Origin of the sequence: Streptomyces uncialis, from assembly GCF_001905345.1 — a bacterium.
Classification (GTDB): Bacteria; Actinomycetota; Actinomycetes; order Streptomycetales; family Streptomycetaceae; genus Streptomyces; species Streptomyces uncialis.
On record NZ_LFBV01000008.1, the window covers coordinates 268233 to 292950 of the forward strand.

Annotated in this window: 22 protein-coding genes; 7 read left to right on the top strand and 15 right to left on the bottom strand. The window is 71.8% G+C overall.

What is annotated here, in order from left to right; translation table 11 throughout:
* Positions 1 to 436 precede the first annotated feature (436 nt).
* Both AB852_RS27730 and AB852_RS27735 read right to left on the bottom strand, forming a co-directional pair.
* Positions 437 to 1090: a CGNR zinc finger domain-containing protein gene (locus tag AB852_RS27730; protein ID WP_079184966.1), complete on the bottom strand. Its 654-nt coding sequence runs from the start codon at positions 1088 to 1090 to the stop codon at positions 437 to 439.
* Positions 1091 to 1343: 253 nt separating this feature from the next.
* Positions 1344 to 1682 carry a hypothetical protein gene (locus AB852_RS27735; protein WP_073792938.1) on the bottom strand — a complete coding sequence of 113 codons (339 nt, stop codon included), beginning with the start codon at positions 1680 to 1682 and terminating at the stop codon, positions 1344 to 1346.
* A 172-nt stretch (positions 1683 to 1854) separates the two neighbouring features.
* On the opposite strand from AB852_RS27735, the gene AB852_RS27740 reads away from it, so the two are divergent.
* Entirely contained in the window at positions 1855 to 2127 is a 273-nt protein-coding gene (locus tag AB852_RS27740) for a GntR family transcriptional regulator (protein WP_073792939.1), read from the top strand.
* 224 nt (positions 2128 to 2351) lie between these two features.
* On the opposite strand, the gene AB852_RS27745 is transcribed toward AB852_RS27740, so the two are convergent.
* Together AB852_RS27745 and AB852_RS27750 are read right to left on the bottom strand one after the other, a co-directional pair.
* Complete coding sequence (locus AB852_RS27745; RefSeq protein WP_073792940.1) at positions 2352 to 2999, bottom strand: response regulator; 648 nt, start codon at positions 2997 to 2999, stop codon at positions 2352 to 2354.
* A complete protein-coding gene (locus AB852_RS27750) occupies positions 2996 to 4141 on the bottom strand; it encodes a sensor histidine kinase (protein WP_073792941.1) in 1146 nt (381 codons plus the stop codon). The genes AB852_RS27745 and AB852_RS27750 overlap by 4 nt, the downstream gene beginning before the upstream one ends.
* Before the next feature lie 229 nt (positions 4142 to 4370).
* Between AB852_RS27750 and AB852_RS27755 the strand changes: the two genes are divergently transcribed.
* Positions 4371 to 4775 (top strand): DUF6326 family protein, encoded by a 405-nt coding sequence (locus AB852_RS27755; protein ID WP_218623287.1) that lies wholly within the window; start codon positions 4371 to 4373, stop codon positions 4773 to 4775.
* 82 nt (positions 4776 to 4857) lie between these two features.
* Here the strand turns inward: AB852_RS27755 and AB852_RS27760 are convergent, their stop codons facing one another.
* The 3 genes from AB852_RS27760 to AB852_RS27770 form a co-directional block, all read right to left on the bottom strand.
* Positions 4858 to 5235: a cupin domain-containing protein gene (locus AB852_RS27760; RefSeq protein WP_073792943.1), complete on the bottom strand. Its 378-nt coding sequence runs from the start codon at positions 5233 to 5235 to the stop codon at positions 4858 to 4860.
* Positions 5236 to 5440: 205 nt separating this feature from the next.
* The gene (locus AB852_RS27765) at positions 5441 to 6166 is read right to left on the bottom strand and encodes a DUF4232 domain-containing protein (protein WP_073792944.1); all 726 of its coding nucleotides are present in this window, start codon (positions 6164 to 6166) and stop codon (positions 5441 to 5443) included.
* Between the two features lie 362 nt (positions 6167 to 6528).
* Positions 6529 to 7002, bottom strand: coding sequence for a carboxymuconolactone decarboxylase family protein (locus tag AB852_RS27770; RefSeq protein WP_073792945.1), 474 nt, complete (start codon positions 7000 to 7002; stop codon positions 6529 to 6531).
* A gap of 182 nt (positions 7003 to 7184) precedes the next feature.
* Here AB852_RS27770 and AB852_RS27775 point away from each other — a divergent pair, with 182 nt between their 5' ends.
* The 3 genes from AB852_RS27775 to AB852_RS27785 all read left to right on the top strand — a co-directional run bounded on the left by AB852_RS27775 (position 7185) and on the right by AB852_RS27785 (position 10520).
* The gene (locus AB852_RS27775; RefSeq protein ID WP_073792946.1) at positions 7185 to 7643 is read left to right on the top strand and encodes a VOC family protein; all 459 of its coding nucleotides are present in this window, start codon (positions 7185 to 7187) and stop codon (positions 7641 to 7643) included.
* 155 nt (positions 7644 to 7798) lie between these two features.
* On the top strand, positions 7799 to 8758 hold the full coding sequence (locus AB852_RS27780; RefSeq protein ID WP_073792947.1) for a M28 family metallopeptidase: 960 nt from the start codon (positions 7799 to 7801) through the stop codon (positions 8756 to 8758).
* 685 nt (positions 8759 to 9443) lie between these two features.
* Positions 9444 to 10520, top strand: a complete 1077-nt coding sequence (locus tag AB852_RS27785) for an iron ABC transporter substrate-binding protein (protein ID WP_073792948.1) — start codon at positions 9444 to 9446, stop codon at positions 10518 to 10520.
* 130 nt (positions 10521 to 10650) lie between these two features.
* On the opposite strand, the gene AB852_RS27790 is transcribed toward AB852_RS27785, so the two are convergent.
* The 7 genes from AB852_RS27790 to AB852_RS27820 all read right to left on the bottom strand — a co-directional run bounded on the left by AB852_RS27790 (position 10651) and on the right by AB852_RS27820 (position 20486).
* Positions 10651 to 11619 (bottom strand): ABC transporter permease, encoded by a 969-nt coding sequence (locus tag AB852_RS27790; protein ID WP_079184967.1) that lies wholly within the window; start codon positions 11617 to 11619, stop codon positions 10651 to 10653.
* Positions 11606 to 12556 carry an ABC transporter ATP-binding protein gene (locus tag AB852_RS27795; protein ID WP_073792949.1) on the bottom strand — a complete coding sequence of 317 codons (951 nt, stop codon included), beginning with the start codon at positions 12554 to 12556 and terminating at the stop codon, positions 11606 to 11608. The genes AB852_RS27790 and AB852_RS27795 overlap by 14 nt, the downstream gene beginning before the upstream one ends.
* Before the next feature lie 217 nt (positions 12557 to 12773).
* Complete coding sequence (locus AB852_RS27800; RefSeq protein WP_073792950.1) at positions 12774 to 14072, bottom strand: LolA family protein; 1299 nt, start codon at positions 14070 to 14072, stop codon at positions 12774 to 12776.
* Between the two features lie 268 nt (positions 14073 to 14340).
* Positions 14341 to 15381: a CHRD domain-containing protein gene (locus AB852_RS27805; RefSeq protein WP_079184968.1), complete on the bottom strand. Its 1041-nt coding sequence runs from the start codon at positions 15379 to 15381 to the stop codon at positions 14341 to 14343.
* 1364 nt (positions 15382 to 16745) lie between these two features.
* The gene (locus AB852_RS27810; RefSeq protein WP_073792951.1) at positions 16746 to 17756 is read right to left on the bottom strand and encodes a polyprenyl synthetase family protein; all 1011 of its coding nucleotides are present in this window, start codon (positions 17754 to 17756) and stop codon (positions 16746 to 16748) included.
* Positions 17757 to 18144: 388 nt separating this feature from the next.
* Entirely contained in the window at positions 18145 to 18969 is an 825-nt protein-coding gene (locus AB852_RS27815; RefSeq protein ID WP_073793089.1) for an HAD family hydrolase, read from the bottom strand.
* Positions 18970 to 19262: 293 nt separating this feature from the next.
* Positions 19263 to 20486, bottom strand: coding sequence for an FAD-dependent oxidoreductase (locus AB852_RS27820; RefSeq protein ID WP_073792952.1), 1224 nt, complete (start codon positions 20484 to 20486; stop codon positions 19263 to 19265).
* Positions 20487 to 20563: 77 nt separating this feature from the next.
* Here AB852_RS27820 and AB852_RS27825 point away from each other — a divergent pair, with 77 nt between their 5' ends.
* Positions 20564 to 20830, top strand: a complete 267-nt coding sequence (locus AB852_RS27825) for a hypothetical protein (protein WP_143201291.1) — start codon at positions 20564 to 20566, stop codon at positions 20828 to 20830.
* A 222-nt stretch (positions 20831 to 21052) separates the two neighbouring features.
* Positions 21053 to 22426 carry a fumarylacetoacetase gene (fahA, locus tag AB852_RS27830; protein WP_073792954.1) on the top strand — a complete coding sequence of 458 codons (1374 nt, stop codon included), beginning with the start codon at positions 21053 to 21055 and terminating at the stop codon, positions 22424 to 22426.
* Between the two features lie 118 nt (positions 22427 to 22544).
* Here fahA and recQ read toward each other — a convergent pair whose 3' ends face one another.
* On the bottom strand, positions 22545 to 24623 hold the full coding sequence (recQ, locus tag AB852_RS27835; protein WP_073793090.1) for a DNA helicase RecQ: 2079 nt from the start codon (positions 24621 to 24623) through the stop codon (positions 22545 to 22547).
* Positions 24624 to 24718: the final 95 nt, after the last annotated feature.

The window sequence follows — 24718 nt, forward strand, 5'->3', positions numbered from 1 at the left end:
ATGTTCGGTGGAGTGCTGGAGAGAGTCTTGCAGGTGCTGGACACCCGGGGTGCTCCTTGCTGGGAGGTCTGCGATGACAGCAAGAGCAGGCCGAGCGGCCTCGACGAAGACACCCGCCCCCGGGCACCGCGACATACGCGCGGGCGGAGACGTGGGCTGATTCAGAGCACCGGAGATCGTCCCGTCCGGTCACCGTCGGAGAGAGGACGGCGTCACGAGGACGGACTACTAGCTACAGCTAGACGGTGCCGCGAGGCGCGCGCGGCGCGAGCCGAAACATAGATCTCTCCTCGGGCACACAGGACCCAGAACACATCGAAGGAACCCCGCGACAGTAACAACGGCGCCCAGACGAATGCCACGCATTTACCGGGCACCGTCCGGCCGTCACCGGGGTCGGCCGCGTTCGGGTCCCCCACCTTCGGGTCCCCCGCGTTCAGGTCCCCGCGTTCGGGTCCGCCGGGCGGGCCCGGTGGGTGCGGACCTTGTGCCGGTTGCCGCACCGTTCCATCGAGCACCAGCGCCGCCGTCCCGGCCGCGACGTGTCCACGAACAGCAGGGCGCAGTTGTCCGTGGCGCACTCCCGGACCCGGTCCCCGTGCGGTCCGCCGAACAGTTCGACGGCGTCCCGGGCGACGGTCGACAGCAGCTGTCCGCCCGTGGCCCCCGGCGCCCAGGCCCGTCCCCCGTCCGGGGTGAAGCGGACGCCCAGCGGGGGGACGGCCGCGGCGGCGCTGACCTGTGCGAGCCGTGCCGGGTCCGGCGTCCGGCCGTGCGCCCGGTCCGCGGCGATCACGTGGAGCGCGTCCCGTACGGTACGGGCGGCGGCCAGTTCGTCCTCGTCCACGGTGAGGTCGAGCCCGTCCGGCAGTCGGCTCAGTACCGCCCACCGCGCCAGGTCGGCGGGCTCGTGCAGCACCTCGAACCGCGCGAGCCACCCCGGTCCCCCGGTGAGCAGCAGTTCCAGGCAGAGGGCGCCGGGGTCGAAGCGGAACGAGGTCCCTCCGTGCGAGTGCAGGGTGAGGCCGGGCGTCCGCCGCCGGTCACCCAGCCTGAGCCCGACCGGTCCCGCACCTGCCTCATTCGTCATGTAACCACCATAAACGGTTACGTCGCCCCGGACATCACGCGCGGCAACTCCGGCGGACGGTACGCGGAATGCTCCGCCGCGCACGACCCTGAGGCGGCGACATGGACGTGCTCGGGGCACACATGATGCGTGACCGCGTCACCGCAGCCCACCCTCCCGTACCCGATCACCACGGGGGCCGCCGTCCAGCGCCCGCATACACAGCACTGTTCGCGCGGGGGCTCGGAAACCCGGCCGGTCAGCGCGTCACGCGTCACGCAGCCACCCCCGTCCGGACCTGGTGCACCCCGTCGGCCGCATACGGGTAGTCGTAGCCGAGTTCGGCCCAGGCGGTCGCGAAGAAGCGTTCCCGGCGCTCGGGGTCGAGGCCGCGCGCCTCCTCCGCCCGGAAGACGGCCCGTGCCTGGGCGGAGGAGGGTCCGGGCCAAGGACGCCGCCACACCGATCCAGGGTCGGCGGCCACCTCCTCCGCCACATCGCGTACGTCGCGCGCGGCGAAATGGGCGGCGGAGTGCCGCCCCGGCCCGGTACGCCGCGTCGACAGGATGAGGTCGAGCACCCGCACGAGGGCATGGGCGATAACATCACGCATGTTCGGTCAGCTCCTTGAAAGCTGGTCGTTCGGAGCCCCGGCAGCCGGTCCTAAGCGGCTGCCGGGGCGTTTTCATGTCCGACAGTACTCACCCTTGTCTGCACTCGTCTACCTCTGGCCATAGGCGTACACATCGACAGCTGTACGTACCGCCTCACCTATGGTTTGGCGCATGACAGAGGGCGCGATTGACCACGGCTCACCGGTTCCGGTCTACCGGCAGATCGCGGCGAGGATCATCGCCGACATCGAGCGGGGCACCCTGGCCGTGAACAGGAAGATCCCGTCGGAGTCGGACATGGTCCAGGAGTACGGCGTGGCCCGCGAAACGGCGCGCAACGCGGTCCGGTTCCTGCGCGACGAGGGATACGTCTTCACCGTGCCGCACCGGGGCACGTACGTCACCGACCGGACCGTCGAAGGCCCGTCCGGCAGCGGGGGCTAGACCCGCTCCCCCGGCCCGGCGGGAGGCACACACCTCACGAGCGGGCAACGGGGACGCCGACGGTGTCCCCATACCGGACGGTCCCGAACCCGCAGCGTGTTCCAGGCCGAGCCGTTCGAACAGCAACGGACCGGAGGAGTGGCGTACCCAGGCTGGTCGATATGGGCGCGAGCCGCTTGGTGACGCTGTGGGGGGCGGCAAACGGCGGCGGGAGCCTTGCGGCGTCAGATGCGGCCGGTCTCGTGGGCCCACATGGCGACCTCGACGCGGTTTCGGGCGCCGAGCTTTCGCATGAGGGCGGCGAGGTGGGCCTTGACGGTGCTCGGGGTGATGTGGAGCTCGTCGGCGATCTCATTGTTGGTGCGGCCTTGGGCTACCGGCACGAGGACTTCCTCCTCGCGGGCGGTGAGCGGTTCCATCGGCTGCCTGGGTGGCGGGGTCTGTGCGCGGGCGAACGCTGCGAGCAGTCGGACGGTGACGCTGGGTGCGATCAGTGCGTCTCCGTCGGCGGCGGCGTGGACGGCCTGGGTCAGCAGGGCGGGTCCGGCGTCCTTGAGCAGGAACCCGCGGGCGCCGGCTTTGAGCGCCCCGTGGACGTACTCGTCGAGATCGAAGGTGGTGATGACCACGATCGGCAGGGGATCGGGGACGTCGGGGCCGGCGAGGCGTCGGGTGGCTTCGATGCCGTCCATCAGCGGCATGCGGATGTCGAACAGGCCGACGTCGGGGCGCAGCTGGAGCGCCAGGCGGACTGCCTCGCGCCCGTCGGCGGCGGCGCCGACCACTTCGATGTCGGGCTGGGCGTCGAGCAGCATCGTCAGCCCGGAGCGCACGATGGGCTGGTCGTCGGCGATGAGGACCCTGATGCTCATCGTGGCGTCCCGGTTCGGGGCAGGACCGCCTCCACCCGCCAGCCCCGCTCGGCGGCGGGGCCCGCGTGGAAGGTGCCGCCGAGCAGTGAGGCGCGCTCCCGCATGCCCACGAGGCCGTAGCCTGCCGGGGCGCGGCGGCCGGCGGCGGAGCCGTCGTCGTCGATGGTCAGCCGTACGTGGTCGGCGTCGCCTGTGACGGCGACGGTGACCTGGGTCGCCTGGCGGGCGTGCCGTCGGGCGTTGGTGACGGACTCCTGGGCCAGGCGGTAGACCGCGGCCCCGACCGCCGGGCTGAGGCCGTCGAACTCGCCGGACAGCGTCACCTCGACGCAGGGACGCGTCCGGCCATCGGTGGCGAGCTGCTCGACCTCGGCCATGCCGGGCTGCGGCGCGAACTCGGTGTCCTGTGTGTCGCGGAGTACGCCGACGATGGCGCGCAGCTCGGTGAGGGTGCGGGTCGCCGCGTCCTCGATGACAGCCAGGGCCTCGACGGCACGCTCGGGGCGGGAGGCCGCGACGGCACGTCCCGCTTGGGCCTGGATGGCGATGCCCGAGACGTGGTGGGCGACGGTGTCGTGGAGTTCACGGGCGAGCTGTTCGCGTTCGCGGGCCTTGGCCTGGTCGATGTCGCGGATGAGGATCTTCGTGTGGTAGCGGATCGCGGCGCCGAGCGCTGCGGCGAACAGGAAGAACCCGTATGCCGCGACCGAATCCGCCAGGCTGGTGGTGTCGGCGATGTTGGTGAGGGCCAGCCAGAGCAGGATGGCGCCGAGGCCGCCGGCGGCTTCCCGGCCGGAGCCCCACCGGAACAGGGCGTAGGCCAGGATCAGCGCCGCGGAGATGCTGTTCAGCAGGGCGCCTTGCGACCCGGTGAGGATTCTGACGATGTCGACGACCGTCAGCGTGCCGAACGAGACCGCGACCGCGACGAGCGGGTGCGTGCGCCGCCACAGCAGGGGTCCGAGGACCGCGGGCACCGCGAGCAGCAGCAGCGGGCGTGGCGCCAGGTCCTGGCGAAGCACCGCTTCCAGCAGGGACCAGCAGCTCAGTACCGCGACCAGGGCCCAGTCCCGCGGCCTCCGGCCCGGGGCATTCGCGGGTCGGGGTTCGGCCCACAGCGAGCGGAGTGCGTTGGTGGCCATCTGATCAGCCTAGGCGGCCCGCGTGCTCGGTGTATCCGCCGAAAGTACAAGAGCCCGGCTGTGCCGATGGCCAGGTCGAATCAGGCTCCGCGGCTGATGTGGCCGCCGCCGGCATCCGTGAAGGTGGAAGCACCACCCGATCGAGCAAGGGAGCATTGCGATGAGAACGCCTCGATCCCGTACCGCACCGGAGAATCCGCCGCCCCGGAGCACGCTGGAAGATCCGCGCATGCCCGTGCGGGCCAAGCTCGCGGCGGCATGGACCAGCTTCATGTTCCTCTACATCTACGTCGACTACCTCGCCCTGTACAAGCCCGGTTTCATCGACGACCTCCTGGCCGGCACCGTCCACGAGTTCGACACCGGTCCGACCTTTGTCGCCGTCGCGCTCACGCTCATGGCCGTCCCGATCCTCATGATCCTGCTCTCCGTGACACTGCCCGCCCGTGTCAACCGCGGCATCAACCTCGTCGTAGCAGCGCTCTACATCCCCGTCTCGCTGTTCAACGCGGCAGGGGAGTCCTGGACCTACTCCTACTTCTACGGCCTCTCCATCGGACTGGAGGTGCTGCTCCTGGCCTTCATCCTGCGCTCCGCCTGGACCTGGCCGCGCCGCAGGCCGCAGCAGGCGTGACCTGGAAGCCGCGTACGCAGCGGGCGTACGGACGCTCAAGCTGTCCGGGCAGGTGAAGTCGTCACGTGCCGGGAGCGCGGACCTAGGCCTCGGGCTTCTCCGGCACCGCGTAGCCGGGTACCGACGGCCAGCGGACGGTCAGCACCACCGACTCCTCCTCCGCGATCCAGGAGTGGTCGACTCCGCGCCCCCACACGACGTAGTCACCCTGCTGCTCCAGAAGCACGCTGCGACCGGGGAGCTCGACCCGGAACCGGCCGCTGATGAGCACCAGAAGAGCGACGCGTTCCTCGCCCTCCACCCACTGGGAGCGCTCGTCGCCCGGAGGGTGGACGCCCCATTTGATCTCCACGGCCTCGCTGTGGCGCGGGTCACCGACATCCTTGAAGTGTCCGAGGAGCCATCCCCGGTCCAGTGCCGCATCCTTGCCCGCATTGCCCACGTACACGCTGTCGTTCACGAGGCCGGACGCTAGCAAAGCTGTTCCCGTGATCGGAAACCGGCTCCGCCGCGGATCGGTTCCGCCGGGCATCGGTTCCGCCGGTCCGGTCGGCGGGTCCGTCATCAGGCCAGATGCTCCGGGACCGGCCGTTGCCCCCGTCGGGACGGGACGGGGCCGCGCGTTCGGGCGGGCGAGCGGGCGGGCTTCATGCGCCGGGGGCTGTTCAGCTGACGGGGACGGCGTCGGACGGGGCGGTGTGCCAGTTGGTGACGACCGGCTTGTCGACGGTGATGGTGCCGACCGGCAGGGAGACCGGGTTCGGGTCGTCGTCGGCGGCGCTGACGATGATGTGCTCCAGCTCCTTGCCACCGTCCTCCGTGGTGGTCTTCGGGTTCAGCCCGGCGTAGGCGGTGGTGCCCCCGGTCAGCGTGATCTGCCGGCCTGCGGACTGCTCGGCGGGGCCCGCCTCGGTGCCGTCGGAACCGAACGCCACGACCGGGAGCGCGGCCGCCAGGTCACAGGTGATCCCCGGCTTCGCCTTCGCGATGATCAGGATGTATCCGCCGGCCTGGCTCTCGGCCCTGGTGCTCCAGGAGATGTCGTTGGTGCCGCAGCTCTGCCCGACCGGCGTCCGCTCCCCGTCGCCGGTGTCGACACCGGAACCGCCCTGGTCCTCGGTGACCGGCTGCCGCTCCCCGTCGCCCATGTCGGCACCGGAGCCCGGCGCTTCCTCGGCACCCTTGTCCGTCGAGTCGGCACCCTTGTCGCCGCCCGCACCGCTCTCCGCGGCCGACGAGCCGGACTCGGCGGCCTCGCTCCCGGCCGAAGCGGCGGACGACGAATCCCGCGCGCCGTTGTCCTTGGCCGTGTCCTGGCACGCCGTCAGCAGCATGGCGCCGCCCACGAGGGCCGCGGAGACGAGGAAGGACTTGCGACGGTCGCGGAACATGAAATCCCCTTGGGTGATCGGTGGTCGAGGCCGAATCGGTCTCGGCCGCTCGGTGGTCGCTCGATCACTATGAGGCGGCGGTGAGCCGGACGGCTCCCCGCGTATTCGTTCCAGAACCCGGCTGTCACAGACCGGTGACATGATCACGAAGGGGAGATACCTGGAGACGGCATGTTCGTCCCACGCCGGGCCCTGACCTGCGGCGGCGCCCGGAGTGCGGCGCCCCGACCGCCGCCCCACCGCACCACGGGCCCCGTACGCGCACGGGGCACAGGCGGGCCCCGTGCGGGAGCGGGCCCCGGCCGGGAGGCGGGTGCGCCCCCGGCCGGGTACCGTGTGCCGGAATTCTCAAGCGGTCGCCGTCACCCGAACTGGCCGGGCTGGTAGCTGCCCGCGGGCTGCTGGACGATGACGTTGGCGCGGTTGAAGGCGTTGATGATGGCGATGAGGGCCACCAGCGCGGCCAGCTGCTCCTCGTCATAGTGCTTGGCGGCGTTCGCCCAGACCTCGTCCGGGACACCGCCCGCCGCGTCGGCGATACGGGTGCCCTCCTCCGCCAGCTCCAGCGCGGCGCGCTCGGCGTCGGTGAACACCGTGGCCTCGCGCCAGGCCGCGACCAGGTGGAGGCGGGTGGCGGTCTCCCCCGCGTGCGTGGCCTCCTTGGTGTGCATGTCGGTGCAGAATCCGCAGCCGTTGATCTGGCTGGCGCGGATCTTCACCAGTTCCTGTGTCGCGGCCGGCAGCGTCGAGTCCGTTATCACCTTCCCCGCCGCGCTGAGCTGCTGCACGAACTTGCCAGCGAGCTGGTTGCCGAAGAGGTTCAAACGAGCACTCATGGTGCACTCCTTGCGCCGTCGTCATCGGGTTACACCTCTTCGACGGAACGGCGCGTCAGGATGTGACATGGACGCGTGTGACCTGCGCCACTCAGGCCACCCCCACACTCCCGCGGCGGCTCCAACACCCCGTACCCGTCAGGCGCTTGCGGCTCCCTACCGTAACCTCTATAACTGGTTACATGACTTCACGCACCCTGCACTGGAAGCTCGTCATCGACGCCGGGGACCCGCACGCACAGGCGGAGTTCTGGGCCGACGCCCTCGGCTACGTGATCGAGGACAACAACGCGCTCATCGAGGGGCTGCTGGCCGCCGGACACGCCCCCGAGGAGCTGACCGTCGAGCGCTGGGGGCGGCGGGCCTGGCGGGACCTCGTCGCGGTGCGGCACCCCGACGACCCCTACGACGAGGCGAGCGGGACGGGGCTGGGACGGCGACTGCTGTTCCAGCGGGTGCCCGAGGTGAAGACCGTCAAGAATCGGCTACATATCGACGTGCACCCGGCGGCCGGTGAACGCGAGGCGGAAGTGGCCCGGCTGGCGGATCGCGGCGCCACCGTACTGACGCGGGTGAAGGAACCGGGAGGTGAGTGGGTCGTCATGAGCGATCCCGAGGGCAACGAGTTCTGCGTGAGCTGACGGTCCGCGCCCCGGCACCGGATCGCCGCACGTTCGACTATCGAACGATTCCCGTTATCCGAACACCAGTGTCCAAATAGCGCTCTTGATGGAATCTCATGTTCCGCTGACCATCGGGCTCCTCAGTTCCCCCCACGGAATCCGGAGCCCCCCACATGACCGCCACCCTCACCCGTCGCACCGTACGACGCCGGGCGCTCATAGCCGCCTTCGCCGCCGGTGCCACCCTTCTCACCAGCGGGTTCGTCACCGGTCCGACCGCCGCGCCGAAGGTCGCGGCGGCCCCGGACATCCCGCTGGCGAACCTGACGGGTCATCTGAACCAGTTCCAGTCCATCGCCACGGCCAACGGGGGCAACCGCGCCCACGGCAGGCCGGGTTACCGGGCCTCGCTCGACTACGTCAAGGCCAAGCTGGACGCGGCCGGGTACACGACGAGCATCCGCACCTTCACCTCCGGCGGGCGCGCCGGGTACAACCTGATAGCCGACTGGCCGGGCGGCGACCCCAACCAGGTGATCATGGCGGGCGCCCATCTCGACAGTGTGACCGCGGGTGCCGGGATCAACGACAACGCGACCGGTTCGGCGGCGGTCCTGGAGACCGCGCTGGCCGTGTCCCGCGCGCAGTTCCGGCCCACGAAGCATCTGCGGTTCGCGTGGTGGGGCGCCGAGGAGCTGGGCCTGGTGGGCTCCCGCAACTACGTGAACGGGCTGTCCGCGGCCGACCGCACCCGGATCAAGGGCTACCTCAACCTCGACATGGTCGGCTCCCCCAACCCGGGTTACTTCGTCTATGACGACGACCCGGTCATCGAGCAGACGTTCAAGGGCTACTTCGCCGGGCTCGGCGTCCCGACCGAGATCGAGACCGAGGGCGACGGCCGCTCGGACCACGCCCCGTTCAAGAACGTCGGCATCCCGGTCGGCGGGCTCTTCACGGGCGCCGGGTACGTCAAGTCGGCCGCCCAGGCCGCCAAGTGGGGCGGGACCTCCGGCGTCGCGTTCGACCGCTGCTACCACCGCGCGTGCGACACCACGGCGAACGTCTCCACGACCGCCCTGGACCGCAACAGCGACGCGCTCGCGCACACGCTCTGGACGCTCTCCTCGTAGCAGCGGCGGCCGGGCGCCGGATGTCCGGTCCCGGGCGTCGGACGTCGGAGGTCGGACGTCAGGTGCCGGGCACCGGCTGTCGGGCGTCAGGGCGTCATCGGGTCCCGTGGCACGGGCCCGCCGGCCGGGCAGGGCTCCGCCCCCCGGCCCGCGGCGCAGGCCACGTGGACGGGGGTGCGCCGTGCGAACACGCGGCGCCCCGCCGTCCCGGCCGGGGGCCGGCCGTCCATCAGGGCGGTCGGCCCCCTGGCGGGACCTCGGGTCCGGGAGGACGGTCCGCCACCGGGGCGGTCGGCTCCGGCGGGGCGGTCGGCTCCGATGGGGCGGTCGGCCCTGGCTGGGATTCGGGCACGGCGGGGATTCGGGCACGGGATACCCTTGTGTCACCGTCCGGTGGGAGATTTCCGTATCGCCGCCCCGGGTGACCCTCGCGGAACTGCCAGGGCGGGCGCCCCCACTATCAAGCCCCAGGGCTCGCGAATCACACTCAGAGCCCGGGTCGATACAACTCAGCGTCCAACTTCCCCTGCTCTTCCCCCGCTCGGGAGCGCACCGCTGTCGTGATTTGACTGTTACTTGGCCAGCAATTGACAGTTAAACAAGGCTCACCCTATTGATGGGACGTCCCAACTCGCCCCCGGCGGCCGCCCAGACCCCCGGCCCCGGGCCGGCCCGGAGGTCCTTCATGCGCCGTCCCCCCACCCATCGCGGCAGCACGCTCGCGCTGTCCGCGCTGCTGCTGCCCGCGCTCGCCGCCTGCGGCGGGTCCGGCAGCGGTTCGGGCGACAAGAAGGAGCGGAAGGCCGACCCCAAGGTGCGGGCCGCCGAGAAGCTGGTCATCTACTCCGGGCGCGACGAGAAACTGGTCGCCCCGATCGTCGCCAAGCTGGAGAAGGCCACCAACACCAAGGTCGAGATCCACTACGGCGACAGCGCCGAACTGGCCGCCCGCATCCTGAAGGAGGGCCACCGGACCCGGGCCGGACTGTTCTTCTCGCAGGACGCGGGCGCGCTCGGCGCGCTGTCGCGCGCCGGGATGCTCGCCGAACTGCCCCGGGCCTCGCTGGAGAAGGTCGACTCCGCGTTCCGCGGCAGCGGGGGCGACTGGATCGGCGTCTCCGGCCGGTCGCGGGTCATCGCGTACGACGCACGACAGACCGACGCGGCCCCGGACAGCGTCAAGGAGCTGACCGGGCCCAAGTGGAAGGGCAAGGTCGGCTACGCGCCCACCAACGCGTCCTTCCAGTCGTTCGTCACCGGGATGCGCGTCCTGGAGGGCGACAGGACCACCCTGAAGTGGCTCAAGGACCTCAAGGCCAACGGCGCCCGCCCGTACGGGAAGAACGACGCGATCCTCAACGGCGTGGAATCCGGCGAGATCGCCCTCGGCCTGATCAACCACTACTACTGGTACGAGCAGCACGCCGCGATCGAGGCACGCGGCGGCAAGGTCCACTCGAAGATCCACTTCCTGCCGGGCGGCGACCCGGGCGCCCTGATCAACACGGCGGGCGTGGGTGTCCTCAAGGACGGCGGGCAGAACGCGGCCGCCGGGCGGGCCGTCGACTATCTGCTCGGCAAGGAGGCGCAGAAGTACTTCGCCGGGAAGACCAAGGAGTACCCGCTCGCCGAGGGCGTCACCTCCCCCGTCAAGGACCTCCTTCCGTCGCTGAAGTCCCTAGACGCCCCGAAGATCGACCTCGGCAGGCTGGACTCGCTCAAGAAGACCCAGGAGATGCTCAAGGAAGCCGGGATGGTCTGAGGCGGGATGGGCTGAGGGGCACGGGGCGCCCGGGGCGCGGGTCGCGGGTCGCGGGCGTGCGGTTCGGGTGCTCGGTGTGCCGGGTGGTTCGGTGTGCCGGGTGCCGTAACGGGGGGCGTCGGGTGTGGCGTTACGCCGTGACGTCCTTCGCCGTGAACCTCGCCCAGGCCGCCGACCCGAACACCGCCGCGTACACCGCCTGGAGTCCCGCGTTGCGGACCAGGTCGTCCCAGTACACCGGCTCCCGCATCAGATCCGCGAACGACAGCCAGTGATGCGAGAAGAGGTACGGCTGTATCGCGTGCAACTGGGGTATCTGGTCGAGGATCTGCACCGTGATCAGCAGCCCCACCGTCGTCGCCATCGCGGCGATACCGCTGTGGGTCAGCGTGGACACGAACAGCCCCAGCGCCGCGATCCCGACCAGCGACAGCGCGACGGCGACCGCGATCAGCGCGGTCCGCACCAGCCCCTCACCGAAGCTGATCCGGGTCCCGGAGATGGTGGTGAGATCACCGAGCGGGAACAGCAGCGCCCCCACGGTGAGCGCCGACACCACCACCACCAGCGTCGCGACCAGGCAGAACGTGAGCACCGCGGCGTACTTGACCAGCAGCAGTCTGGTCCGGCCGGCCGGGGCCACCAGCAGATACCGCAGGGTGCCCGCACCGGACTCGCCCGCGACGGCGTCCCCGGCCACCACCCCGACGGCCATCGGCAGGAAGAACGGCAGGGTCGCGGCGAGCCCGGTGAAGACGAGGAAGAGCCCGTTGTTCGTGACCTGCGCGATGAAGGCCGGGCCCGCGCCCGCCCCGCCCGGACCACCGCCGGTCTCGATCCGCACGGCGATGCCCACCAGGAGCGGTACGGCCGCGAGCACCCCGAGCAGCGCGACCGTCCGCCAGCGCCGGAACGTCATCACCAGCTCGGACCGGAACAGCCCGAACGTCCAGGTCCACCGCGGCTCACGACCGGCGGCGGACGGCACACCGGCGGCACCCGGCCCTACGGGACCCGTTCCCACGCCATCCGTCCCCGCGTCCACGCCATCCGCTCCGGCACGGGCTTCCCCCGCGCCGGCCGTCTCACTGCGCGACATCGAAGCCCTCCCCCGTCAGCGCCATGAACGCGTCCTCCAGCGAGGCCCGCTCCACGGCGAAGCCCCGTACCCGTACGCCCGCCTCCACCAGGGCCCGGGACACCTCGGCGAGTTCACCGTCGGGAGGCTCGGCCGTGACGCGGTTGTCCGTGACGACGACATCGACCAGGCCCCGCTCCTTCAGCAGCCGGGCGGCGTCGGCCGGGTCGGGGGTGGTGACGACGAGTCTGCCCCGGACACCGGAGGCCAGCTCGGCCACCGGGCCCTGGACGATCAGCCGGCCCCGGGCCATCACCGCCGCGTGGGTGCACACCTGCTCGATCTCGTCGAGGAGATGGGAGGACAGGAACACCGTCGTCCCGTCCGAGGCCAGCTCCCGCACCAGCGCGCGGATCTCCCGCATGCCCTGCGGGTCGAGACCGTTGGTCGGCTCGTCGAGGACGAGCAGCCGGCGGGGGCGCAGCAGGGCCGCCGCGAGCCCGAGCCGCTGTTTCATCCCGAGGCTGTAGGCACGCGCCTTCTTCCCCGCGGCGGCGGTGAGTCCCACCCGCTGAAGGGCGGTCTCCACCCGGGCGCGGCGGGTGCGGGGGTCGGCGGTGGGGTCGGCGGAGTCGTAGCGGACGAGGTTGTCGCGGCCGGTCAGGAATCCGTACAGCGCGGGGCCCTCGATCAGGGCGCCCACCTGGGGGAGCACCGTGCGGGATGCGCGGGGCATCGGGCTGCCCAGCACCTCGGCGGTGCCCGTGGTCGGCTCGATCAGGCCCATCAGCATGCGGATGGTGGTGGTCTTCCCGGAGCCGTTGGGCCCGAGGAAGCCGAAGACGCTGCCTTCGGGGACGCTGAGGTCCAGTCCGTCGACCGCGAGCTGTCCCCGGCCGTACCGCTTCGTCAGCCCCTTGGTCGTGATGACCGCCCGGCCGTCGTCGGTTTCCGCCACAGTGGCCCACCTCCCCCGGCCGACGCTACCCGACCTCCTCGGGCCCCCGACCCCGTGTGTACGGGGCCGGTGCGCCCCCGTCTGTCCTGGGTACCGGGACGGGAACCGCCGGGCGCCCGGACCCGGCCGTGCGGGCTCGCCGGGTGGTGCGGGGCGGGCCGCGAACGGTCCGCCCCGGACCTCCGGGTCGATCAGATCCGCCCGGACCCCGGAGGGGTCAGCGGGCGCCCTCCGCCGCCTTCAGCAGCGTGTCCTTGGTGACCGCGCCGACGTACACCTTGCCGTCGTCGGTGACCAGGGCGTTCACCAGGCGGGTCGAGTAGACCGTGCCGGAACCGAACTTCCCGGAGACCTTGTCCCCGAGGGAGTCGAGGAACTGGCCCGCCGCGCCCGGCACGTCCTCCCCGCCGGACGGCAGGGCCGCCCCGCCGGGTGTGCTGATCTCGGCTATGGCGTTCCACCCGGAGCCGATGACCTTCGTCCGGGCGCCGTCGGCCGTGGCCGCGTCCCCGATGCCGGGCAGCGGGAGACCGTCGAACTTCGGCGCGTCCCCGCCCTTCGGCCTGTCCTTGGGGGCGTCCTTGGCGTCCGCCAGGCCGTCCGCCTCGGTGACCTCGGCGCCCTTGGGCGGGGTGAAGTCGAAGGTCGAGGCCGCCGGCTTGGCGAAGTCGACCTTGGTGAAGGTGACGTCCACGATCGCGCTGCCACCGGCCGCGGGGACCAGTGTGAACTTCAGCGGGGTGCCGTTCTTCGCGTCGACCGCGAGCTGGATCGACCCGACGGTCGAACCCGACGCCTTCGGCTTGACGACGAGCTTGTACGCGTCCCGGCCCGCGACACGCGTGCTGCCGTCCACGGTGACCGAGGTGGTGTCCCCGGCGGCCTTCAGCACCTCGTCGGCGAACGCCTTGGGCGTGGCCGGGAGGTCGTCGGCCTTGCTCTGCCGCTTGTCCTTCTGCGCGCGGTCCTTCCCCGCGCTCTCATGGGCCCCGCCCTTGGCGTGGAACACCTCGTTCGACCCGCTGTCGTACGCCCATACGTCCCCGCCGTTGCGGATGAGGCTGTACTCGGACGCCTCGCCCAGCACCGACAGCTTGGCGCGCTCCGCGCCGTCCGCCGCGACCCGCAGGGTGTGGGTGCCCTGCGCGAGCTCCAGCAGCTTGGCCTGCGGATCGGCCGTCGAGCTCCCCTCGCCCTCGGGGGCGAAGGAGCCGAGGGCCCCGGACGCGATGCTCGGCAGCCCGAGATCGGTACTGATCTTCACCGTGCCCGAGAGCTGCTCGGTCTCCGACGCGGCGATCTTCTCGATGAGCTGCTGCGCGCTGATCTCCGGCAGGTCCGGGTCGCCCGAGTCGGCGAGCGCGGGGACGAGGCCGATGGTCGCCACCGCCACCCCCACGACCGTCACCGGGACGGCGTACCGTGCCGCCCGGCGGCGCCCCGCGCGGGGTCGTGCGGCCCGCGCGGAGCCTGCTGCGCCCTCGACGGGAGTCTTCTCGGATTCGTACGGTGCCATGTGTGCCCTACCTCCGTGGTCCGGCGACGACCTTCCGTACCCCTGATGGGTCCACCCCGCGCCGCCATTCTCACCCGGGTGCTCAGGAGTGCTCCTCTCCATGAGACCAAATCCCATGCCCCGGGGCGTCAGACCTCGGAGCCAACTTCCCGTACTGCCGAGGTATGACATCCACGGGTACCACGTTCACTCTCCCGTAGGGGATGACACCACCCGTGTGCGTGTGCAAGGCCCGCCCCAGGGCCGCGCGTCGGCTCCCGGGACGCCGTCAGCGCTGGACGAAGACGTAGTCCGCGCCGTACGGGACCCCCTTGACCGTGCCGGGCACGCAGCTCCCCGCCGGGGCGACGCCGCCGGTCGTGTTGAGCCGGAGGATCTCGGCGGTGGTGGCGAGCAGCCCCTGCTTCTTGCCCGACTTCTTTGCCCTGAGGTCCAGTTCGGGGATGTTCGCGGCGCCGTTCGGCGTCCGGCCGACGACCTCGCCGGTGACGGCGCTGCCGTCGCGCGCGACCCACCGGGGGGTCCCGGAGCCGGGCCGGGTGAAGGTGTGGCCGATCCGGCCGTCGAGCACGGCCCGCACATCGCGCTGCGCGAAGCTGTGGCCACCGGCGCGGTTACGCTCGCAACGGTAGATCTGCTCGCCCTTGACGACGGACGCCTGGAAGCTGTCCGGGGCGTGCCGGAAGTCGACGCCGGCGGTGACCTTGTGGAGCTGGCCCCGGACCGCCCCGCCCGGGAACTCGGCGGTGTGCAGATTCGCGTAGAAGCCGGCCGGGTCGTCCCTCAGCCGCTGGAGCACCGTCCGGTCCGTGACGGTGACGGTGGCGGTCAGGCTGTTGCCCCTGGCGGCGCCGAGCAGCGGGGTGTAGTCGACCTCGATGGCTCCGTTGACGCCCTTGACCCCGTCGTGGATGTGCAGCGCGGTGGGCGGGGTGACGCCGTGCCACTTCACCGCGACGGACACCTTGTCGCCCTTGACCCGCAGGAACAGGAGGGCGCCTCCGTCCGGGTCGCCCACGGCCGCGCCGCTGGCGGGCGGCACCTCGTTGGCCCCGCGCAGGGACGCGGCGAGGACGGTACTCGTACCGGCGGCGGTAACCGTACCTTCTGTGGTGCCCGCCCCTGACGAGGCACCCTTGCCGTGGCCGACGGCATGCCTGTCGCCGTGGGTGAGGCCATGGCTCCCGGTGTCCCGGGCGCCGCTGTCCGCTGTCGCGGGCAGGACCGTGACGGTGACGCCCAGCGCGGTGGCGGCGGCGAGGGAGCCGACCGTGATCACGGTGCGGCGGCGATTGGCAAGTACGTTCATATCAGTAAACCTCCCCGTTCGAGGCTGACGACTGCGGCGTCTGCCTGCGGCGTGTGGCGAAGGGACCGGTTCCCCCTTCACGGTCGGCCCAAGCGGAGATCCACCCGGCTGAGCGCGCCCACCCCTCACACGTGGCTCCGCCGGACCTGGTTCACCCCGGTTCCCCGTGCCGTCGCTCGGTGGGTGCGCAGTTCCCCGCGGGTCGCCTTCGCTCGCGCTTCCCAGGTCTGTCCGGCTGGACGTACTTGTTCCCGGTGCCGTCGCTCGGTGGTTTCGCGCAGTTCCCCGCGCCCCTGAGGTCGCGCCCCTTACGGTTCCCGTTCGGCTGCGGGTGGTCCTTGGTTGCTCGCGCAGTTCCCCGCAGGTCGCCTTCGCTTGCGCTTCCCAGGTCTGTCCGGCTGGACGTACTTGTTCCGGTGCCGTCGCTCGTGGGTTGCGCAGTTCCCCGCGCCCCTGAGGTGCTGCCCCATCGCGGTCGCTCTTCGGTGCGGGTCGCCCTCGTTCTTGCGCAGTTCCCCGCAGGTCGCCCTTCGCTCGCGCTTCCCAGGTCTGTCCGGCTGGACGTACTTGTTCCGGTGCCGTCGCTCGGTGGTTTCGCGCAGTTCCCCGCGCCCCTTAAGTGCTGCCCCATCGCGGTCGCTCTTCGGTGCGGGTCGCCCTCGTTCTTGCGCAGTTCCCCGCAGGTCGCCTTCGCTCGCGCCCCCGAGGTTTCCGGTGCTGGACGTACTTGCCCCTGCGCCGTCGCTCGTGGGGTGCGCAGTTCCCCGCGCCCCTTAGGTCGCGCCCCTTGCGGTTCCCGTTCGGCTGCGGGTGGCCCTTGGGTGCTCGCGCAGTTCCCCGCGCCCCTGAGGTGCTGCCCCATCGCGGTCGCTCTTCGAGTGCGGGTCTGCCCTCGCCTTGCGCAGTTCCCCGCGCCCCTGACGGGGCACCCCTCTCCTCGCGCAGTCGCGCTGCTGCGGGAGGGGGCGGGCGGGACTCTCTGCCCGCAGACTCCGATGCTCTTCAGTAGGACCACTGGACGTGTTACCGAGCGTGTCGGATTGAGGACGGAGAATCCCGACCGGCACCGACCCGAAGAACAAGCAGAACGCGCCCCAAAGGGGCGCGGGGAACTGCGCGAAAACGAGAACCGGCCCGCACCCGAAGAACGACGAACAGGGGCAGCATCCAGGGGCGCGGGGAACTGCGCACCCCACGAGCGACGGCACAGGGAACAAGTACGCCCACCCGGACAGACCTGGGAGGCGCGAGCGAAGGCGACCTGCGGGGAACTGCGCGAAAACGACGAACGACGGCACAGCAACGAAGTTCGTCCAGCCGGAGGGACCTCGGAAGCGCAAGCGAAGGCGACCCGCGAAGGGGATTCAGCCCGCGCGGTGGACCACCGCATCGCACAGCTCCACCAACGCCGCCTTCGCGTAACACTCCGGCAAGGGCCCGAGCGCGGCCCGAGCGTCCTGCGCGTACCGCACGGTGTCCCGCCGGGCCTGCTCCAGCGCGGGATGCGCCCGCAACCGCGTCAGCGCCTCACGATGGCGCGCGTCGTCACTCAGATCGGAGTCCAGCAACGCGCACAGCGCGAGATCCTCCGCGTGCCCGAGCCGCGCGGCCCGCTCCCGCAGCCGCAGCACGGGCAGCGTGGGAATGCCCTCCCGCAGATCCGTGCCGGGCGTCTTGCCCGACTCATGGGAGTCGGACGCGATGTCGAGGACGTCGTCCGCGAGCTGGAACGCGACCCCGAGCCGCTCCCCGTACTGCGTGAGCACGTCGACGACCGTGTCGTCGGCGCCCGACATCATCGCCCCGAAGCGGCCGGCGACCGCGATCAGCGACCCGGTCTTGCCGCCGATCACATCGAGGTAGTGGTCGACGGGGTCCCGTCCGTCGCGCGGGCCGGCCGTCTCCAGGATCTGACCGGTGACCAGGCGTTCGAACGCCTCGGCCTGGATACGGACGGCCTCGGGCCCGAGGTCGGCCAGGATGTGGGACGCGCGGGCGAACAGGAAGTCGCCGGTGAGCACGGCCACCGAGTTGTCCCAGCGGCTGTTGGCGCTGGGCACCCCGCGCCGTACGTCCGCCTCGTCCATCACGTCGTCGTGGTAGAGCGTCGCCAGATGCGTCAGCTCCACGACCACGGCCGAGGGCACCACACCCGGCGCGTACGGGTCACCGAACTGCGCCGCGAGCATCGCCAGCAGGGGCCGGAAGCGCTTGCCCCCGGCACGCACCAGGTGCTGGGCGGCCCCGGTGATGAAGGGCACCTCGCTCTTGGTGGCTTCGAGCAGCCCCTCCTCGACAGCAGCCAATCCGGCCTGGACATCGGCTTCGAGAGCCTGGTCCCGCACGCTCAGCCCGAAAGGCCCGACGACGGTCACGAGGGGGTCTCCTGTCTGCTGACGGTCACGAGGTCGTACACACGGTTTGTCGATGTGTCGCCGCTATCACTCAAGTCAGCGTATCCGGTCCCCTTTCGATCACTGTGAGCCCCCGCCCGACCGTGCGGGGCACCACGCGATCAATGCCGGTAGGTTTTTGATCAGCTCATCCGATTTCACCGGAGACACACACGAAACCCAGGGAAAGACGGGAACCGCCGACCCGGGGACAAGGTTCCCATCCGCACCGGAGTCCCTGGTCACCGCCCCCGTCCGTCCGGTGGGCACCGCAACCGCGACCCGCCCCGCCCCGGGGTCCCGGTCCCGCGCGGACCGGCGCCCGCCGGGACCGCACACGTGTCACCCGGCGTATCGGATTCCGGCCGGATCAGGTCCGTACGGGCGCGGCCCCGTAGAGCCGTTCCAGCACCGCCGCCACGCCGTCGTCCTCGTTGGAGCCGGTGATCTCGTCGGAGACGGCCTTCAGCTCGTCATGGGCGTTGGCCATCGCCACTCCGTGGGCGGACCACAGGAACATGGGGATGTCGTTGGGCATGTCCCCGAAGGCGAGGGTGTCCCGGGGCCCGGTGCCGAGCAGATCGGCGGCCCTCGCGAGGGCGGTGGCCTTGGTGATGCCCAGCGGCTGGAGCTCGACCGCGCCGGGACCGGCCATGGTGACGGTCACCAGATCGCCGACAACGGTCCGGGCCGCCGCCGCCAGCTCGTCCTCGGCCAGCTCGGGGTGGTGGATCAGCACCTTGGTCAGCGGCCGGTCCCACAGCTCGTCACGATGCCCCGCGCGCTCCCCGGACAGCGTCGGATGACGGACGGTGAACCCGGGCTCCATCAGCATCAGCCCGTCGGTGCCGTCCTGGTTCACCGCCGCGAGGACGCTGCCCACCTCGGCCTCCACCTTGCCCAGCGCGACCTCGGCGATCTCCCGGTCCAGGGTCACCGACCACACGATCCGGCCCGATCCGGCGTCGTACAGCTGCGCGCCCTGCCCGCACACCGCGAGCCCCCGGTGTCCCAGCTCCCGCAGCACGGGGACGACCTGCGGGACGGGCCGCCCGGTGGCCACGATGTGGGCCGCGCCCGCAGCGACCGCGCGGGTCAGGGCCGCGCGGGTACGCGGCGAGAGCGAATCGTCGGCGCGCAGCAGCGTGCCGTCGAGGTCGGTGGCGATGAGCGAGTATGCGAGTGCGGCCATGATCCCGAGAATACGGATGCTCCGGGGGTCAACGGGCCGACTGTGAAGAGGAGATGACCGGGACGGGCTCCGTACGGTAATGGGGCCCCGGACCACTCCGCCCCTCCCCCGGACCGGGCCCGGCGGCACCGGCCCCCGTGCGACACCGCACCGTCACCCGTGGGCCGCACCGGTACCCGTCGCCGCAGCACCCGCACCCTCGGCCGCAGCACCCCAACCCGTGACCGCCAGCGCAGCACCCGCACCCGTACCCGTCGACCGCAGTACCCGCACCCGTCGACCACCGCACCGCACCGTCACCCGTGGGCCGCCGCGAGATGCGCGGCCAACCGTGGTGACGCGAACCGGGTGCCGCACACGAAGCGCATCACCGGCCCGTACGACGCCGCCGCCGGGAGCCCCGTGAAGTACAGGCCGGGGACGGAGGAGACGAAGCCCGCGCGCAGCAGCGGGGTGCCCCGGCTCGTCCCGAGCCGGGCGCGCAGCGAGTGGCCGAGGAAGTCCAGCGCGGCGAGGTCGACGCGGTAGCCGGTGGCGGCGATCACATGGTCGGCGGAGAGCTCCCCTATACGTGCCGCTATACGGCCCGCGGGGGCCTCCAGGGCCAGCAGCGGACGGCTGTCCGGCCCGCTGCCCTCGACCCCGGAACGCACGACCCGCCGCACCTCGCGCACGGTCACCGAGCGCTCGAACCGCTCCCGCAGCCACCAGGCGCCCAGCGGTCCGAGGACCCGGCGGACCAGATGGTGGCGGGCCTGCGGCGGCAGGAAGCGGTACGGCTGCGCGTGATAGCTGAGCGCGTACAGCGACCAGGCCCGGCCGAAGGGCGACACGGGACGCAGCCGCGGCTGCTCCCAGGGCGGGTCCCCGAAGTCCACCGCGCCCTTGCCGCGGGCCACCACCCGTACCCGGGCCCCCGCCTCGGCGGCCAGCACGGCCGTCTCCAGGGCGGACTGCCCGGCTCCGACGACGGCGAGGTCCTTGCCGGCGAACACGCTCAGGTCGGTGTGCTGGGAGCTGTGCGACAGCGGGCCGTGCGGGCTGGGCCCGTCGGGCGCCGCCCCGGTCAGCTCGCGCGGGAGGTGGGTGAACGAGGACAGTCCGGTCGCGACGACGACCGCGCGGGCCACGCAGGTCTCGCCGGAGTCCAGCTTCAGTTCGAAGGTGTCACCGCGCGGTTCGACGGCGACGACCCGTACCCGTTCCAGCTCGGGGACCAACTCCTGCTGAAACCATTCTCCATAGGCGGTGAACGTCTCGACGGGGACCAGGTCCTCGTCGCTCACCAGGGGCCGCGCACCGATCGCCGCGCAGTAGTCGGCCAGGGTGTGACCCGGCCGGGGCGCGTCGATGTTCGACGCGGCGGGCGTCGACTTGAGGAGCATCCCGGCGGGCATGTTCGCCCGCCAGCTCGCCATCGGCTCGCCGAAGACGCGCACCGGCAGACCGCGTGCGCGTAAGTGTGCGGCGGTGGACAGGCCGTACGGCCCGGCTCCGACGACTGCGACCGGATGATTCACGAAGTCCCTCCTGAGGACGGCGACTTGCCTCACCACGGCCGCGCGGGCCGGACGCCCGTCACGCGCGCGTGGAACCGGTGTCCCGCACGGCCCGGCGGGCGCCGGAGCCGGGGCGCCCGGCCCGCCGGAACCACCGCGGACACCGCGCCCAGGGGCGGACGGACAAGGCGGGCGGGCGCCACGGCGCGATGGCGTGGGACATCCACGAGGAACCGGTCCCCGCCGCGGGCACACACGGGGACACCGAACCGTCCGGGGCCGCGGACCACGCCCGGGCCACCGTGGTGGGACGGGTACTGGCCAAACTTGACGAGCAGGGGCGGTACGTCCTGGTCCGCTGTTGACGGCACGGTCGTGCGTCCGGCCATGGGCCCTCCACAACGTCCCCAGGACACGGATCGGACCGGTCCGCGTTTCCCTGCGAGGACGCTACGGGACGGCGAGGCGGAACCGAGGAGTCCGGCAACGCGCTTTAATCCGGCATTGCGAACTCTTTAGTCACTGCCCCGGCTCGCGTGTCCGACGTAACGTGTGCCCCAACCACACGGAAAGTGAGGCAGCAGCCGATGCCCGACCAGCACGAGCAGACCCCGCTCGACCGTCCCCAGGGCGACCCCTTCGACCTCTCCGCGGGCGACCCTTTCGGTCCGCACAACCTTCCGTACGGTGTCTTCTCCCTGCCCACCCCCGACGCGGACCCCGCCCCCGGCGCCCCCGGCCCGTCGCCCGGGTCCGGTCCGTCGCCCGCCCCCGGCTCCGGCTCGTCCTCCGGGGCGGTGGACGGCCGCCGGGTGGGCGTACGGCTCGGGGACCATGTCCTGGACGCGGGCGCGGTGGCCGCCGCCCTCGGTTCGCCTTATGTGTCCCTGCTCGCCCGGCCCACCCTGAACCCCCTTCTCGCGGCGGGCCGCACCGCCTGGAGCGACGTACGCCGCGCGCTCACCGCGTGGGTGACGGTGCCCGCGTACCGCGAGACCGTACGGCCCCTGCTGCACCCGCTGTCGGAGGTGACGCTGCATCTGCCGTTCGATGTGGCGGACTACGTCGACTTCTACGCGTCCGAGCACCACGCCCGCAATGTCGGGCAGATCTTCCGCCCGGACGCCGAGGACTCGCTGACCCCCAACTGGAAGCATCTGCCGATCGGTTACCACGGCCGCTCCGGGACCGTCGTCGTGTCCGGCACCGACATCGTCCGCCCACGGGGTCAGCGCAAGGCGCCCACCGATCCCGCGCCGGTGTTCGGGCCGTCGGTGAAGCTGGACATCGAGGCCGAGGTGGGCTTCGTCGTCGGCGCCCCCTCGGAGCGCGGCACCCCGGTCGGTCTCGGGGAGTTCCGGGAGCATGTCTTCGGGCTGTGCCTGCTCAACGACTGGTCGGCCCGGGACGTCCAGGCGTGGGAGTACGTCCCGCTGGGTCCGTTCCTCGGCAAGTCCTTCGCCACGTCCGTGTCCGCGTGGATCACCCCGCTCGACGCGCTGGAGGGCGCCCGGGTGTCCCCGCCGGAACGCACCCATCCGCTGCTGCCGTACCTCGACGACTCCCCCGAGGCGTCCGGCGAACCCGGCGGCCATGAGCCCGACGGCTACGACCTGCGGATCTCCGTCGCCATCAACGGCCAGGTGGTCTCCGAACCGCCGTTCGCCACCATGTACTGGACGGCCGCCCAGCAGCTCGCCCATATGACGGTCAACGGCGCCTCGCTGCGCACCGGTGACCTCTACGGCTCGGGGACGGTCAGCGGCCCCCGCCCCGACCAGCGCGGTTCCCTGCTGGAACTGACGTGGAACGGCCGGGACCCGCTGCCCCTCGACGACGGCCCCCGTACCTTCCTCGCGGACAAGGACGAGGTCACCCTGACCGCTTGGGCCCCCGGCCCGGACGGTACGCGGGTGGGCCTCGGCGAGGTCCGGGGCCGGGTCGTGGGGGGCGACGCGTAACGGCGCACCGCCCTGTACGGGCCACCAGTCGTGACCGTACGGGCCACCGGTCGTGAGACCGGCCGCCGGGCCGCGGAAGGCATCCACGCGCCCGGTGCCGGTCCGGCCAGACCCGCGACTACCAGCCCAGGTCCTCGGGCTCCGGCTCGTCCTCCGGGGCGGGCTCACGACTCCAGTCGTACCCGTCGTCCGCGGCATGGGCGGACGCCTTCGCGGCGGACGCCTTCGCGGCGACCGGCCTGGCGGCGGACGGCTTCGACGCGGCCGGCTTGGCGGTGGGCGTCGGCGCGGGTGACTGCGCGGCCGGGGACACCGGCTCCTCCCCCGGCCCCGGACCGTCACCGAAGGCCGCCAGGACCTCCAGCACACCCTCCCCGTACGTGGCGAGCTTCTTCTCGCCGACCCCGCTGATCCCGCCCAGCTCACGGACCGAGGACGGCGACGCCGTCACGATCTCCCGCAGGGTCGCGTCATGGAAGATCACGTACGCGGGAACGCCCTGCTCCCGGGCCTGCTCGGCACGCCACGCGCGCAGCGCCTCGAAGGCGGGCAGCAGCCCCGGCGCCAGATCGACGACGGCCTTGGGCTTGCGCTCGCCCTTGGCGGCGGCCGGGGTACGGGTGGTGGGGCGCTTGGGCTCCTTGCGCAGCGGCACCTTGCGCTCGCCGCGCAGCACGGTCCCGCTCTCCTCCGTGAGGACCAGCGCGCCGTGCTCGCCCTCGACCCCGAGCAGTTCCATGGCGAGCAGCTGGCGTACGACACCGCGCCACTCCGCCTCGGTCAGGTCCTCACCGATGCCGAAGACCGACAGCTGGTCGTGGTCGAACTGGATGACCTTCGCGGTCCTGCGGCCCAGCAGGATGTCGACGATGTGCACACCGCCGAACTTCTGCCCGCGCCGCTCACGGTCCAGCCGCACGATCGTGGAGAGCACCTTCTGCGCGGCCACCGTGCCGTCCCAGGTCTCCGGCGGGCTCAGGCAGGTGTCGCAGTTGCCGCAGCCGCCCGTCTGCGGCTCCTGGCCGAAGTACTGGAGGAGGCGGCCCCGGCGGCACTCGACGGTCTCGCACAGGGCGAGCATCGCGTCGAGATGGGCACTGGCACGGCGCCGGAACGCGTCGTCCCCCTGGCTGGACTGGATCATCCTGCGCTGCTGGACGACGTCGTTGAGCCCGTACGCCATCCACGCCGTGGACGGCAGGCCGTCCCGGCCGGCGCGGCCCGTCTCCTGGTAGTAGCCCTCGACGGACTTCGGCAGATCGAGATGGGCGACGAACCGTACGTCGGGCTTGTCGATGCCCATACCGAACGCGATGGTCGCGACGACGACCAGGCCGTCCTCCCGCAGGAACCGGGACTGGTGCTCGGCGCGGACGCGCCCTTCGAGACCGGCGTGGTACGGCACGGCCGCGATGCCGTTGCGCACCAGGAACTCCGCCGTCCGGTCCACCGACGCCCGCGACAGGCAGTAGACGATGCCCGCGTCGCCCGCGTGCTCCTCCTTCAGGAACGCCAGCAGCTGCTTGCGCTGCTCGGCCTTCGGCACGATCCGGTACTGGATGTTCGGCCGGTCGAAGCTCGCCTCGAAGTGCCGCGCGTCGGGCATCCCGAGCCGCGCGGTGATCTCCTGGTGGGTGGCGTGCGTGGCCGTCGCGGTGAGGGCGACCCTCGGGACGTCGGGCCAGCGCTCCCCCAGCACCGACAGGGCGAGGTAGTCGGGCCGGAAGTCATGGCCCCACTGGGCGACGCAGTGGGCCTCGTCGATCGCGAAGACCGAGACCTTGCCGCGCGAGAGCAGCTCCAGGCTGGAGTTCAGCTTCAGCCGCTCGGGCGCGAGGTACAGCAGGTCCAGCTCGCCGGAGACGAACTGGGCCTCGACCACCCTGCGCTCGTCGAAGTCCTGGGTGGAGTTGATGAACCCGGCGCGCACACCGAGCGCGCGCAGCGCGTCCACCTGGTCCTGCATCAGGGCGATCAGCGGGGACACGACGACCCCGGTGCCCGGCCGGACCAGCGCGGGGATCTGGTAGCACAGCGACTTGCCGCCGCCGGTAGGCATCAGCACGACGGCGTCCCCACCGGCCACCACATGCTCGATGACCGCTTCCTGGTCCCCCCGGAACGCCTCGTACCCGAAGACCCTCCGCAAGGTCTCCAGCGCGGCCCCGCCCGCACGCTCCGCGACCACGCCGCTCATGTCCGTCACCCCGGTCACCTCTGCCCGTCCCACCGTCTGTCCCCGTACTCCCCAGCCACCATAGGCGCCCCCACCGACACCCCGAACCACTTGTC

Coding starts and splice junctions, on each gene's coding strand:
- AB852_RS27765 (WP_073792944.1), bottom strand. CDS start 6,166: ATGTTCCGCGACCGTCGCAAGTCCTTCCTCGTCTCCGCGGCCCTCGTG.
- AB852_RS27755 (WP_218623287.1), top strand. CDS start 4,371: ATGCCCGTGCGGGCCAAGCTCGCGGCGGCATGGACCAGCTTCATGTTC.
- AB852_RS27805 (WP_079184968.1), bottom strand. CDS start 15,381: ATGAACGTACTTGCCAATCGCCGCCGCACCGTGATCACGGTCGGCTCC.
- AB852_RS27750 (WP_073792941.1), bottom strand. CDS start 4,141: ATGGCCACCAACGCACTCCGCTCGCTGTGGGCCGAACCCCGACCCGCG.
- AB852_RS27740 (WP_073792939.1), top strand. CDS start 1,855: ATGACAGAGGGCGCGATTGACCACGGCTCACCGGTTCCGGTCTACCGG.
- AB852_RS27790 (WP_079184967.1), bottom strand. CDS start 11,619: ATGTCGCGCAGTGAGACGGCCGGCGCGGGGGAAGCCCGTGCCGGAGCG.
- fahA (WP_073792954.1), top strand. CDS start 21,053: ATGCCCGACCAGCACGAGCAGACCCCGCTCGACCGTCCCCAGGGCGAC.
- AB852_RS27785 (WP_073792948.1), top strand. CDS start 9,444: ATGCGCCGTCCCCCCACCCATCGCGGCAGCACGCTCGCGCTGTCCGCG.
- recQ (WP_073793090.1), bottom strand. CDS start 24,623: ATGAGCGGCGTGGTCGCGGAGCGTGCGGGCGGGGCCGCGCTGGAGACC.
- AB852_RS27745 (WP_073792940.1), bottom strand. CDS start 2,999: ATGAGCATCAGGGTCCTCATCGCCGACGACCAGCCCATCGTGCGCTCC.
- AB852_RS27730 (WP_079184966.1), bottom strand. CDS start 1,090: ATGACGAATGAGGCAGGTGCGGGACCGGTCGGGCTCAGGCTGGGTGAC.
- AB852_RS27735 (WP_073792938.1), bottom strand. CDS start 1,682: ATGCGTGATGTTATCGCCCATGCCCTCGTGCGGGTGCTCGACCTCATC.
- AB852_RS27800 (WP_073792950.1), bottom strand. CDS start 14,072: ATGGCACCGTACGAATCCGAGAAGACTCCCGTCGAGGGCGCAGCAGGC.
- AB852_RS27770 (WP_073792945.1), bottom strand. CDS start 7,002: ATGAGTGCTCGTTTGAACCTCTTCGGCAACCAGCTCGCTGGCAAGTTC.
- AB852_RS27775 (WP_073792946.1), top strand. CDS start 7,185: ATGACTTCACGCACCCTGCACTGGAAGCTCGTCATCGACGCCGGGGAC.
- AB852_RS27780 (WP_073792947.1), top strand. CDS start 7,799: ATGACCGCCACCCTCACCCGTCGCACCGTACGACGCCGGGCGCTCATA.